Genomic DNA, 13,568 nt, shown 5'->3' with positions numbered 1-13,568 from the left:
CATAGCTATTGATAACTTTACTTATTTCATCAGCTCTTTCAATTATAGATGAGTATAAAAAGCGTAAGCATCGTCAGATTCTATCAGAAATTGACCTTGCTCACGCTTTATAGATATGGTTGTAATCACTTTAACCATTCAAAATCAGTTAAAATCAGAATCTGTGTCTTTCAACTAATTAACAACGAGAGCCAACAAATCATCGCCCTGATCAATATCTCCACTCGCTAAGTTTTCAATGGATACAAAATCTTTTGAATTTGTCACAATAATTGGGGTAACTACAGAATAGCCTTCTCTGCTTATGGCTTCAAAATCAAAGCTAATAAGCCTTTGTCCAACTGTAACTTGATCTCCCTCACTAACATGAGCAGTGAAATGTTTACCTTCTAAATTAACAGTATCCATACCGATATGAATCAGAACTTCCGCACCAGCATCTGTTTCTAAACCAATAGCATGTTTGGTAGGAAATAGTAATTTTACACGACCAGAAATTGGTGAAACTACTTTACCTTCTGTAGGTGCAATTGCAACCCCTTGTCCCATAGCTCCTGTAGCAAAAACAGGGTCTGGAACATCAGTCAAAGCAACAACTTGTCCTTTAAGGGGACTTTGCAGAATCTGATTACTAATTACCGTTGGCTCAACAACATGATCATCTTCTTTTGTTTCTTGTACAACTGCTTGCTCTTTATTTCCATAAAGGGTTGGAACTTTAACAAACATCATCAAAACAAAACCTAAGATGAAGGCAAACACACTAACGATAACACCATGCCACATATTCATGGTATTAACACCCGCTGGATCAAGAAAAGTTGGATATTTGAAAATCCCCAGTCCACCAGATGTATAGGAAACCAACTTCAACAGACCTGCCAAACCACCTGCAATCATGGCTGCCACACAGCTGATGATAAAAGGAATCTTCATTGGTAAGGTAACCCCATAAATTGCTGGTTCAGTAATACCAAAGATACCAGTTGCAAAGGCAGGCCAACCAATTTGTTTAACTTTAGCTTCTTTAGTTTTAAGGATAACAGCTAGAAGGACACCAATCTGAGCAAAAGAAGCTCCAAATGACCCTGGTAATACAGTGTCAAATCCAATCGATTGATAGTTTTGGTAGGCAATTGGAATCAAGCCCCAGTGTAAACCAAACATAACCAATACTTGCCAAAAACCTCCGACAAGAGCATAGGCGATAACTGAATTATAACCAATGACTGTTGCAATAACACCACCAACAGTATCAGCAGCCCATGATGAGATTGGACCAATCAAGAGAATAGAAATCGGTACAGAAATCAACAAGGTAAAGGCAGGAACTAAGGCCAGTTTGACCACATCTGGAATGATATTTTTAAAGAATTTTTCAACCTTACTAGCAAACCAAACTGCAACAATAATGGGAACTACGGTTGAATAGTAAGACTGTAAGATAACCGGGACTCCTAAAAAGGTCATGAATACATTTGACTCAAAAATGGTTCCTTTAAACAAGGTCATCAAAGGTTCAACATCGGCTGGATTCACAAGACTCGGATAGAGCATTGCTCCAGCAACAGCCAAAGCAATAAATTCACTAGATTTAAATTTCCGTGCCGCTGTAAAGGCCAAAGCCATCGGTAAGAATTGGAAAAATCCATCACCTGCAGCCTGGATAATCAAGTAAATACCTGTTGTCTTCTCAACACCCATGGCAACCAAAAGAGCAGCGAGCCCTTTCAAGATACCAGCCCCAGACAAAACACCTAAGATAGGTTGGAAAAGTCCTGACATAAGGGCGATAAAGCGGTCTAGTAGACTACCCTTTGGTAAATCTTCATCACCTTCGTCTACATCAATACTACCGCTACCCTTGATATTGCTAGTCTTTAAAACAGCTGCATAAACATCAGAAACATGATTTCCAATAACCACTTGATATTGTCCACCAGCTTTAACTACTGTAACAACACCATCATGGTTCATCAAATAATCCGTATCTGCCTTAGACTCATCACGCAAGGTAAAACGCAATCTTGTAATACAGTGTACGAGATTGGCAACATTCTCTTCACCACCCACATGAGCAACGATATCCTTAGCCAAATCATCATAATTTTTAGCCATACTAGGCTCCTTTCTTAACTCCCTTTTTTAAAAATCGGTAATTTTTTCAAAGAGATTTGATAATTTTTACAATGTAATCATACCCTTTTATGTAAGCGTTGTCAATGCTTTTTGATAACTTTATCATTTTTATTTGACATTTTTTTCAAAACAATATATTATTAGCGAAAAAGCTTATAGACTGAACATAATTAAGACAAGTTGCTACACTCTTAAAAGAATGAAGAAAGAAAATAGTACTTAATTTTTTAATAATTTGTAACAACAAACTTCCAAATTCTCTTTAAATTTTTAAAGCAAACTTGGAGTCTAGGGACTATGATGAAAGCTGATTTTACAACCTTAAATCCTCTTTTTTATTAAAAAATTGTATTCTTTGAAAGGAAAAGTGATTATGACCTTATTACAAGCTATTCAAACTAAAATAGGATCACTCTCCCCTGCTGAACAAAAAGTCGCCAACTATTTGCTCTCAAGGCCGGACACTGTGGAAACCTACACCATTACAAGAATTGCTAAATTAGCTCACACTTCAACCTCGGCTGTTCTTCGATTCTGTCAATCAATGGGCTATGATGGTTACAAGGATTTTCGGTTTACCTTATTAAGCGAATTAAAACAACAGCACCCTCAAAATTCTTCACAATCCTACTCTAGCTTTCTACTGGAATATCAGGATATGGTTCAATCCCTTAGTTCAATCAACAAAAGGGAATTGGATTCCCTCATTGAAGCCTTAATAAATCCAAATTTAAATATTCTTGTCGGTATCTTTTTCTCCTCTCTGCCTGCCAAGGCCCTACAGTTTGGTTTAGAAGATTTGAGCATACCTTCCATCTGTACGGAAGATATCAATCATTCCGCACATATTAATAAACTGATTCAAGAAGATACAACCCTTGTCTATTTTTCTCTCTCTGGAACAAAAGAAAACTTTAATCAAGCCTTGAAAGAAGTTGAACATCATATGCCAGCAAACTCCTTCTTGATTACCTTGAATGCAAAATCTCCCCTTTCAAAATTATTCAAACACACGATTGTATTACCCGGAAAATCTCTCAATGCGAGTTCTATTGTGGACCTACAGTCTATTCCTATGTTATTTGTAGAAATTCTACTCAACAAGCTGCATCATTCTTCACATTGAGCGGTAACTAATGATTATAAGAAAATAGGATGGGTAAAATTTCAAAATTTAAACTTTCCCCGCGTTGTAAAATGAAGTGCAACGCGGGGTTTTATCATAAAAGAGGAAAATAAAAGACAAACCTCCTAGCAGGGAAGTTTGTCCTCAATCTGACACTGCCGGTCTCGGCAGTGGTTTTGTGTTTAAATAGGCTTATTTGACAAAATCAAGAAGGGCAAGGAAGCTTTCTGCTTCAAGAGAAGCTCCACCTACAAGAGCACCGTCAACGTCTGGACACGCCATGTATTCTGCAACGTTTTCAGGTTTTACAGAACCACCGTATTGAACGCGAACCTTATCTGCTACTGCTTGACCAAAGTCAGCTGCTACGACATCACGAACGGCTTTACACATGTTTTGTGCATCGTCTTGAGTCGCAGATTTACCAGTACCGATTGCCCAGATTGGTTCATATGCGATAACGAGTGATGATACTTGCTCGTCTGTCAAACCAGCCAAGGCAGCAGATACTTGAGCACCTACGAATTCAACAGCTTTGCCAGCTTCGTAAGTTTCCAAAGATTCACCACAGCAGATGATTGGAACAAGGCCGTTAGCAAAGATAGCTTTTGCTTTCTTGTTGATGTCTTCATCAGTTTCATGGAAGTAGTCACGACGCTCTGAGTGACCGATCACGATATAGTCAGCACCCATTTGAGCGATAACTTGTGGAGAGTTTTCACCAGTGAAGGCACCAGCATTTTCAAAGTAGCTGTTTTGTGCAGCGATTTTAAGGTCAGATCCTTTAGCAGCTTCAATAGCAGTTGCAAGGGTAAGGGCAGGTGCTGCGATACCAGCTTCAACAAGGTCAGACGATGGCAATTTTGAGGCAACAGCTTCGATGAAAGCTTTAGCTTCTTCTGGAGTTTTATTCATTTTCCAGTTACCAGCGATAAATGGTTTACGTGACATTTCACATACCTCTTTTTGATTATTTTAGAGTTCTGGACCAAGGCCAGACACCTAATACTTCTCTATTTTATCATACTTTCAGAGGCTTTCAAAGTCATTCTATGGAATTTTCAAAAAATAACTTAAAAACCCCATCCAAAGATGAGGTTTAAGAGTTGTCTGACTCTATAATTGTTAAATTGGGAACTTAATGTTCTTAAGCTTCGATTTCAGTAACGATACCTGAACCAACAGTACGTCCACCTTCACGGATAGAGAAAGTAGTACCTTGTTCAACGGCGATTGGGTGGATCAATTCAACGTCGATAGTTACGTTATCACCAGGCATTACCATTTCAGTACCTGCTGGCAATTTGATTGAACCAGTTACGTCAGTTGTACGGAAGTAGAACTGTGGACGATAGTTGTCGAAGAATGGAGTGTGACGTCCACCTTCTTCTTTAGAAAGGATGTAGACTTCACCTTTGAATTTAGTGTGTGGGTTGATTGAACCTGGTTTAGCGATAACTTGTCCACGTTCGATTTCGTCACGTTGTACACCACGGAGAAGCACACCAACGTTGTCCCCTGCAAGACCTTCGTCAAGCTGTTTACGGAACATTTCAACACCAGTAACAACTGCTTTAGTAGTTTCTTCTTTGATACCAACGATTTCGATTTCGTCGTTGACACGAACAGTACCACGGTCGATACGTCCAGAAGCTACAGTACCACGTCCAGTGATTGAGAATACGTCTTCGACTGGAAGCAACAATGGCTTGTCAGTGTCACGAACTGGCTCTTCGATGTACTCGTCAACTGTGTTCATCAATTCCATGATGATATCTTCGTATTTAGAGTCACCTTCAAGGGCTTTAAGAGCTGAACCTTGGATAACTGGAAGATCGTCACCTGGGAAATCGTATTCTGACAAGAGGTCACGGATTTCCATTTCAACGAGTTCAAGCAATTCTTCGTCGTCAACAAGGTCGATCTTGTTCATGAAGACGATAAGGCGTTTAACACCTACCTGACGAGAAAGAAGGATGTGCTCACGAGTTTGTGGCATTGGTCCGTCAGTTGAAGCTACTACGAGGATCGCACCGTCCATTTGGGCAGCACCAGTGATCATGTTTTTAACGTAGTCCGCGTGTCCTGGCGCGTCGATGTGCGCATAGTGACGTTTTTCAGTTTCGTACTCAACGTGCGCAGTGTTGATTGTGATACCGCGTTCGCGTTCTTCTGGAGCAGCATCGATAGACGCATAGTCTTTTGGTTGGTTAACTGATGAAGGCAAGCGACGTGCCAATACAGTTGTGATAGCTGCAGTCAAAGTAGTTTTACCGTGGTCAACGTGTCCAATGGTACCAACGTTAACGTGGGGTTTGCTACGATCGTATTTTTCTTTTGCCATTTTGGTAAAAGCCTCCAATAAAATATATTTTATAGATAGACAGTAGGCAATACAGTCTAACTTTACCTATCTATTTTAACAAAAAACGAGAGAATTGCAAGTATTTTGATGAAATCCCTTTACAATTCTAGGGGAAGTTCGCATATCTTCGTCAATAAGGCCCGACCCACTCTAATACTCACTCAAAATCAAAAGAGACAAGGCAGGTTGACGCAGGTATAAATGTAGTTAAGTAAGGAATCCTAACAATCTATAACTTTGATTTTGAAAGAGTACAAAAGAGGCAACACTTGGTCGCCCCTAATCCTGTTTTTATTTGTCTAGTTTGTGGTAGGGTTGGATTTGGACGGATTGACCGATAGAGGAAGCAAAAATCCAGTCCTTGTCTTCCAGTTGGGCAAAGTTTTCTGCCCGACCTGTGACGATAATTCCTGCAAATTTAGCCTCAGTACCGGTTTTGTACTTATCTAGAAAGACTTTAAGATCTTGATCAGCCGTCCAAGTTCCGTCTTCTGAGCCTATGCTAATAAGTTCAAGCCAGCCCTTATCCAAGGCCTTTTGAGCATATTTCTTGAAGTAGGTAAAGTTATTGTTGATAATTTTTTCGTCTGTCAATTCCCCATTTTCTTGGACTAATTTTTCATAAGCTTGACTATATTCTTCCGCAGAATCGATTTGTTCAAGCTGATCAATTTGTTGGGCTGAGAGTTCTGCTTGGTCATAGATTTCAAGGCCTAATTGGTTGCTTGGACCAAGTTGGCTGGTGTCAAAAGTACTTTCGGTTCCTATCCAGTACCACTCCACCTTGAGGTTGTCTGGTACCAGCTCTGCTATTTCTGCTATGGTATAGGCCTTATCAAAGGTTAGGGCAACTTCTACTGCCTGATCGGTCATCTCCTTAACATAGCTGAGCTCCTGGGCAGTCTTATCGTAAGGATTTTCACTGGTCTCATCATAGGTATGTTTGACATTGTAGAATATTGGAACCTTGAGATTGGAAAGCCGCGTGTAAGTCATCCCTTCCTGGTCTGTTGTTGTAGACATGCCATTACCGTAAACAGCCCCTGTAAGACTATAGTTTCTGATATAGCGTTCATAAAAAACCTGAATTCCATCAATATCCTTAGTCCTATCCGATACAAACTGACCTGAAAAATTGGAGCTGGGTTCAAAGTAGGAAGACCTGTAATCTACGTTAGGATAGGCAATTTCAGATAAGGTCTGGTAGTAATCTTGGACCTGTCGACCATGACTACTGGTAATTTCTGTTAGGACCTTAGTCCCTGCTACAAGGAGGGTGAGGCTGGCTAGGCTACTGATGAGGACTGTCCGCCAACGGTTCTTACGTTTTTGTTTCTTGGCAATCTGCATGAGGGGATCTGAGGTGCTTGTTGTCTTGGTGCCTGATGATTTTGGGAATTTTTTATAGAATGTCATGATGATAACCTGCTTTCGTTAGTATGGTCTTGAGCCGCTGTCTGGCTCGCATGAGCTTGATTTTGACATGAGAATAGCTAAATCCTGTGATTTCTTGAATTTCTTTGGCTAAAAAGCCTTGGAAATAGTACAAATCCAGCAGGAGCTGATCGTCCTCAGCCAGCTCTGCTATGGCATCGTAGAGAAAGCCATAATCATCCTGGTCATAGGTGACCAGGGTCTCTGGGGTGAAAAAGTGTTTTTGGAGGATATCGTAGTAGCGTTTGTCCCTGCGATAATTATCAATGTAGCGTCTGATGGCAGTTCGATACATCCAGGCCCGCATCTTTTCAGGTGGGACCAACAGGTCTGCTTCCAGCATCTGGAGGAGAACGTCCTGACTAATTTCCTGGGCATGGGCAGGATTGGCCCCACCCTTAATCAGATAGGCTGTAATCTCTCTAGCATAGCCAATTAAAAGTAGTTCGTAGTCATCCAACTTCACTTTCTCACCTCCCTTCAACAAGTTGATGCATCTTCCCTTATTCAATAGTATAACGAATAACTGATGGTTTGGGTTACAAAAAAGAAAAAAATCTGCCACAGGGGACAGATTTTTTCTTTAATCTTTTTTCTCCAAATTGCGGAGCATTTGGTCGATTTTGTTCCCGTATTCCAAGGATTCATCTTTGATGAATTCCAGGTCAGGAATCTTATACATGGTCAAGTTCTTACCAAGTTCACGCTTGATGGTTCCCTTGGCCTTTTCCAGTCCAATCTGTGCCTTTTGATTGTCAGAGGCTAGGGTAGAATGGATAGTGTAGAAGACCTTTGCTGTAGACAAATCGCCCAGCATTTGAACATCAGTAATGGTGACATCTTGAACTCGAGGGTCACGGACTTTCAGTCGCAAAATCTCATTGACTTCACGCTTGATTTCCATCCCGACCCGGTCCACACGAAATGAATTTCCCATAGTAGTTCCTTTCTAAAGTAATTGGAGGACATGACAGAGTAAACTTTTAGTTTCAGCTCTGCTATGGTTATCGTCCTAAAACTTACTTACGGACAATCTCTTCCATGATGTAGGCTTCAAGGATATCATCAACCTTGAGATCGTTGAAGTTCTCAATCATGAGACCACCCTCTTGGGCGTTACCGACTTCTTTAACGTCGTCCTTATAGTGTTTCAAGCTGGCCAATTTACCATCAAAAATCACGACGCCGTCACGGATAACGCGGACGCTAGAGTCACGGGTAACCTTACCGTTGATAACCATAAATCCACCGATAGTTCCGACCTTAGATACCTTGAAGGTTTCACGGACAATCGCTTCACCGATGATTTTTTCTTGGAACTCAGGATCCAGCATCCCTTTCATGGCATCTTCGATTTCTTCGATAACCTTGTAGATGATAGAGTGGAGACGGATTTCAACATCATCAGTCTCTGCCTGTTGACGCGCAATCGGTGTCGGACGGACGTTAAATCCAATCACAACGGCATTTGATGCTTCAGCCAGGGTAATATCAGATTCGTTGATCGCACCGACGGCAGAGTGAACCACGTTGACACGAACACCTTCAACATCAATTTTGAGAAGGGATGATGCCAAGGCTTCAACCGAACCTTGCACATCGGCCTTGATGATGACATTAACAGTCTTAACTTCACCAGCTTTAAGGGTATCAAAGAGGTTTTCAAGGCTGACACGTTGGGTTGCCTGACGTTGTTTGAGGAGGGCACGCTTAGCACGTTCTTCACCAGCTGCACGGGCTGCTTTTTCATCCTCATAAACCGCAAAGTGATCTCCGGCCATAGGTGCTTCGTTCAGACCTGTGATAGATACTGGTGTAGATGGCTCAGCGGTTTTAACACGACGACCAAGGTCGTTAGTCATGGCACGAACCCGTCCAAAGGTATTCCCAACAACGATTGGGTCTTGGACATTCAAGGTTCCTTGTTGAACCAAGAGGGTTGCGACCGCACCTTTTCCTTTATCCAAACGAGCCTCGATAACGGTACCAATGGCACGAACGGTTGGGTCTGCCTTGAGCTCTTGAATTTCAGCAACGAGAAGAACAGTTTCAAGAAGTTCTTCGATGTTTTGACCAAACTTGGCAGAAATTTCAACAAACTCAGAGTCACCGCCCCAGGCAGTTGAAATAACACCGTGCTCTGCCAATTCTCCGATAACCCGTTCAGGGTTGGCACCTGGTTTATCAATCTTGTTGATAGCAACGATGATTGGTACATCAGCAGCCTTAGAGTGGTTGATGGCTTCGATAGTCTGTGGCATAACACCGTCATCCGCCGCTACAATCAGGATGGTGATATCCGTTACAGAAGCACCACGAGCCCGCATAGACGTAAAGGCTGCGTGACCTGGTGTATCCAAGAAGGTGATTTTCTTGCCATTTTCTTCAATTTGGTAGGCCCCGATATGCTGAGTAATTCCTCCAGCTTCACCTGTGGCGACACGTGAATTACGTAGGGTATCAAGCAAGGTTGTCTTACCGTGGTCAACGTGTCCCATGATGGTAACAACTGGCGCTCGCTCAACCATATTTTCTGGATTGAGGTAGCCTTCTTCGACAAAGAAGCGCTCGATATCAGCATTATCCACTTCTACCTTAGCCTTAGCTTCAATACCATAATCTACCATGAGGAGTTCGATAGTATCGCCATCCAGTGATTGGTTTTGCGTGGCCATCACACCCATCATGAAGAGTTTTTTAACGATTTCTGCAGGCTCGCGCTTAATACGTTTTGCGATTTCTGCAACGGTCATGCCTTCAGTATATTCAAATTCTTTTGGCAATTCGTGGAATTTACGCTCGGTTACTGGTTTTGGAGCATCGTTACGATTATTCTTGCCTTTTTTATTTTTCTTACTATTCCAGTTACTGTTTTTCTGATTTCTCACTTGGTTTTGCTTGTTCCAGTTTTTCTTGTTTTTTGTTTTTGGTCCATCTTCATTTTCATTTTCACGCGTAAATTCACGTGATTTCTCTGGACGGGCTTGCTTTTTACGGCGGGTGTCTTGAGCCGTTGGTGCCGGCGTAGTTGTTTCGACTGCTGTCACACTCTCTACAGCTGCTTGAGCTGCTACCTGGGCTTTAAGTTCTTCTTCTTGAGCCTTAAGGTTAGCTTGACGTGCAGCTTGTTGTGCTTGAGCTCGGCGTTCCTTTGCCTCTTGCTCCTGACGGAAACGCTCTTCGCTATTACGAGAGTATTCCGCATTTTGCTCTGCCTTCAGAGCGGCGGCGCGGGCCTTGAAGTCAATTTTCGGCGCAGCAGAACGACCTTGTTGGCTTTGGGTTGGTCGGTTATTCCCTCCGTTAAAGCCTCCTTGACGATTATCACGGCGACGATCCTGTTGGCGGCCACCTTGCTCTTGACGTGGTTTATTGCCTTGTGCAGGACGGTTATCACGATTATCACGACGACGATCATCTTGGCGACGGTTGCCGTTGTCGCGTCCTAGTCCGTTAGCACGACGCTCAGCCTGTTCTTTAGCACGTGCCTCCCGCTCGGCCTTAAAGTTACGGCTTTTCGGACGACGTACCGCTGGCTTGCTTTCGGTTGTTGCTGCTGTTTCAGCAGGTTTAGCTTCTGCTGGCTTTTGTTCAGCAGCTGATTTAGTTTCACTTGTTGGAGCTGATTTGACCTCAGCTTTTGCTTCAGCTACTGTAGCCTTGGGAGCTGGTGTTGCTGGCTTAACTTCAGCTTTTTTCTCTGCTTTTGGAGCAGCTGGTTTAGCAGCTCCGCCATTTCCAAAAGCATCCGCGATGCGTTTAGCACCTGCTTCATCCACGCTCGAAGCATGGGTTTTGACATCGAGGCCAAGTTCCAGAGCCTTGGCGACGACCTCCTTACTGGTTTTGCCGATTTCTTTGGCAATTTCATTCAAACGTTTCTTAGACAAATCTTGTCCTCCTATTCTTAATCCATAAGAGTCCTCATTTTCTTTGAAAATCCAGCATCTGTAATGGCAAGCACCTTGCGGCTTTGGCCAATAGCAGAGCTTAATTCCAGTGTCGTAAACACTGTGGAGACTTCTATTTCATAGTAGTTACTTTTATCGGTAATCTTCTTGGATAGATTAGGACCTGCATCTAAGGCCAGGAAAATCAGTCTAGCTTGGCCGGTCTGGATGGCCTTGACCACCAGTTCCTCACCAGAAATAATCTTACCAGCCCGTCGGGCCAGTCCCAATAAATTCAAGAGTTTTTCTGTCTTATTCAAGGCCTAACTCTCTTCTTTTGACCTTGTGATCAACATAGGCAATCAATTCATCGTAAAATTCTTCAGGAACTTCCATGGAAAAACTGCGGTTGAACACTTGCTTTTTCTTGGCAAGAGCGGCTTCTGTATTATCTAATTTGATATAGGCACCACGGCCGTTTTTCTTGCCTGTCGGGTCGATGGAAATCTCACCTTCCTTGGACTTGACAATCCGAAGCAGGTCTCGTTTATCGATGATTTCACCTGACACGACCGATTTTCTGAGCGGTATTTTTCTTGTCTTTGCCATCCAAACACCTTGACTTTCTTAGGCTTCTTCGCTAGCCATTTCTTCTTCAAGAGCAGGTTCTTCAGTCCCGTAGAGTTCCGCTTCCATTGCTTCAAATTCAGTCGCTGATTTGATATCGATGCGGAAGCCAGTCAAGTGAGCGGCCAAGCGAACGTTTTGTCCACGGCGACCGATAGCCAGAGATAACTTGTTATCAGGTACGACAACGAGAGCCTTGCGGGCATCGTTTTCGTCAAAGATAACTTGGTCAGCTTCAGCTGGGGCGATAGCGTTGTAGATGAATTCTGCTTCATCCTCAACCCACTGGATAACGTCGATGTTTTCTTCCACAGGAACAACCAGGCCAGTCTTGGCATCGAGGCGCATTGGGTGGAACTTGCTGATAACTTTTTGGATATTTGCTCCGCGACGACCTACAATTGTACCAATTGGGTCAACGTTTGGATTATGCGAACGGACAGCAACCTTAGTTCGGTCACCAGCCTCACGAGAAACCGCCATGATTTCAACCGTTCCATCATAAACTTCTGGAATTTCTTGTTCCATAATGCGTTTGATGAATTCTGGGTGGCTACGGCTTACAAATACGTTCACACCGCGAGGGTTGTTTTCTACCTTGTAGACATAAACTTCAATACGATCGTGTGATTTGAAGGTCTCACCTGGGATTTGGTCTTGCTTAGATAGCTGAGCTTCCAAGGAACCAAGGTTAACGTAGATAAAGCGGTCGTCAAAACGTTCAACCGTTCCCGTCATGATCTCGCCTTCATGCTCCTTGTACTCATTATAAGTCACTTCGCGCATTTGACGGCGCATTTTTTCCATAATGGTCTGCTTGGCAGATTGGGCAGCGACACGGCCGAATTCCTTAGGCGCTTCTTCAAAGCGAATCTTATCACCTAGTTCATAGGCAGATGAGATTGCAAGGGCATCCTTGAGGCTGATTTCCAAACGGCTGTCAAAAACTTCCTCAACGACTTCACGGACAGTGAAGACTTGGAAGTCACCCGTCTTTTCATTAAATTCCACAACAGCAGATTCAGACTGACCGTAGCGCCGGCGGTAGGCAGATTTGAGGGACTCCTTAACCGTCTCGATGATGTCCTCTTTGTTGATGTGTTTTTCTTCTTCCAAAATACGGAAGGCTTCTAGCATTTCTTTGCTCATGGTAATCTGTGTTGAGATCTATTCATTTTTGTCTTTAGTCGACAAAAGAAACATGGTCTCAATTCGGTCCTTTCTTATAGTTTAACTGCCAAGCGAGCCTTAGCGACAAGGTCGTAGGGAATGGTGATTGTTTTTTTGCGAGTCTTATCCAGATAGTTGATGACTAATTCCTGACCATCAAAGCTAACAAGGTCTCCCTGGAAGATTTTACTCTTCTCCAAATTCTTATAGAGACTGACATTGATATACTTACCAACTGCTGCTTCCAGACTCTCTTTGGTCTTCAAGGGGCGTTCCAAACCAGGGCTGGAAACCTCCAACATATATTGGTCTGGAAAAGGATCCGGCTTAATATTGTCAAGGGCTGGGCTGATAATATCCGTTAAGTCTGCGGTATCATCGACTGCAATCCCCCCTGGCTTATCTACCAAAATCGACAGCACGTAGTCAGAACCCATCTTTTCATACTCGACGTCGACTAATTCGTAAGGCTCGGTAATGAGCGGAGCAACCACTTCCGTTACTAGTTCTACAATCGTTGCGATAGGACTTACCTCCATTTCTATTTCAAGCAATGCGTGCTACTCTAACATCAGTAAAGATATTCTAGTAGCAAACATAGACAAGAGGCGGGGTAAAACCTCGCCTCCTTTCGTTATTATTTTTAATACTATAACACATTTTCTCACAAAAGACAAGAAAAACAGTCAGTTCATTGACTAAAATGGTGATAAACTCGTTTTTGAAAGTTCTAAAATGAAGTTAGCCAGTTGAGAGTATGAAAAAACATCCCAGAGAGATATAATGTAGTTCACCACAAACACATTAAAAGGAACTC

Annotated in this window: 12 protein-coding genes; 1 reads left to right on the top strand and 11 read right to left on the bottom strand. The window is 42.7% G+C overall.

The features are described 5' to 3' along the window. Window positions 1-174: 174 nt before the first annotated feature. Window positions 175-2,118, bottom strand: coding sequence for a beta-glucoside-specific PTS transporter subunit IIABC (locus ACFORF_RS03245; protein WP_380425456.1), 1,944 nt, complete (start codon window positions 2,116-2,118; stop codon window positions 175-177). 394 nt (window positions 2,119-2,512) lie between these two features. On the opposite strand from ACFORF_RS03245, the gene ACFORF_RS03240 reads away from it, so the two are divergent. Further along, the gene (locus ACFORF_RS03240; RefSeq protein ID WP_380425454.1) at window positions 2,513-3,265 is read left to right on the top strand and encodes a MurR/RpiR family transcriptional regulator; all 753 of its coding nucleotides are present in this window, start codon (window positions 2,513-2,515) and stop codon (window positions 3,263-3,265) included. Window positions 3,266-3,457: 192 nt separating this feature from the next. Here ACFORF_RS03240 and tpiA read toward each other — a convergent pair whose 3' ends face one another. The 10 genes from tpiA to rimP all read right to left on the bottom strand — a co-directional run bounded on the left by tpiA (window position 3,458) and on the right by rimP (window position 13,290). Continuing rightward, entirely contained in the window at window positions 3,458-4,216 is a 759-nt protein-coding gene (tpiA, locus tag ACFORF_RS03235) for a triose-phosphate isomerase (RefSeq protein ID WP_380425453.1), read from the bottom strand. Between the two features lie 196 nt (window positions 4,217-4,412). Beyond that, window positions 4,413-5,609, bottom strand: a complete 1,197-nt coding sequence (gene tuf, locus ACFORF_RS03230) for an elongation factor Tu (RefSeq protein WP_380425451.1) — start codon at window positions 5,607-5,609, stop codon at window positions 4,413-4,415. 312 nt (window positions 5,610-5,921) lie between these two features. Then, a complete protein-coding gene (locus tag ACFORF_RS03225; RefSeq protein WP_380425449.1) occupies window positions 5,922-7,046 on the bottom strand; it encodes an anti sigma factor C-terminal domain-containing protein in 1,125 nt (374 codons plus the stop codon). Next, window positions 7,033-7,530 carry an RNA polymerase sigma factor gene (locus tag ACFORF_RS03220; protein ID WP_380425447.1) on the bottom strand — a complete coding sequence of 166 codons (498 nt, stop codon included), beginning with the start codon at window positions 7,528-7,530 and terminating at the stop codon, window positions 7,033-7,035. Before ACFORF_RS03220 ends, ACFORF_RS03225 begins: the two co-directional genes overlap by 14 nt. A 117-nt stretch (window positions 7,531-7,647) precedes the next feature. Further along, window positions 7,648-8,001, bottom strand: a complete 354-nt coding sequence (rbfA, locus tag ACFORF_RS03215) for a 30S ribosome-binding factor RbfA (protein ID WP_380425445.1) — start codon at window positions 7,999-8,001, stop codon at window positions 7,648-7,650. Window positions 8,002-8,083: 82 nt separating this feature from the next. After that, complete coding sequence (gene infB / locus ACFORF_RS03210; protein ID WP_380425443.1) at window positions 8,084-10,954, bottom strand: translation initiation factor IF-2; 2,871 nt, start codon at window positions 10,952-10,954, stop codon at window positions 8,084-8,086. A gap of 17 nt (window positions 10,955-10,971) precedes the next feature. Next, a complete protein-coding gene (locus ACFORF_RS03205) occupies window positions 10,972-11,274 on the bottom strand; it encodes a YlxQ-related RNA-binding protein (protein WP_380425441.1) in 303 nt (100 codons plus the stop codon). Next, window positions 11,267-11,563 carry an RNase P modulator RnpM gene (gene rnpM / locus ACFORF_RS03200; protein ID WP_380425439.1) on the bottom strand — a complete coding sequence of 99 codons (297 nt, stop codon included), beginning with the start codon at window positions 11,561-11,563 and terminating at the stop codon, window positions 11,267-11,269. Before rnpM ends, ACFORF_RS03205 begins: the two co-directional genes overlap by 8 nt. Before the next feature lie 18 nt (window positions 11,564-11,581). After that, the gene (gene nusA, locus ACFORF_RS03195; protein WP_380425437.1) at window positions 11,582-12,730 is read right to left on the bottom strand and encodes a transcription termination factor NusA; all 1,149 of its coding nucleotides are present in this window, start codon (window positions 12,728-12,730) and stop codon (window positions 11,582-11,584) included. Window positions 12,731-12,804: 74 nt separating this feature from the next. Further along, entirely contained in the window at window positions 12,805-13,290 is a 486-nt protein-coding gene (gene rimP, locus ACFORF_RS03190; RefSeq protein WP_380425435.1) for a ribosome maturation factor RimP, read from the bottom strand. Between the last annotated feature and the right edge of the window lie 278 nt (window positions 13,291-13,568).

Source organism: Streptococcus caprae, assembly GCF_042649745.1.
In the GTDB taxonomy this organism is placed as follows: domain Bacteria; phylum Bacillota; class Bacilli; order Lactobacillales; family Streptococcaceae; genus Streptococcus; species Streptococcus caprae.
This window is presented reverse-complemented; position numbering and strand designations above follow the sequence as displayed.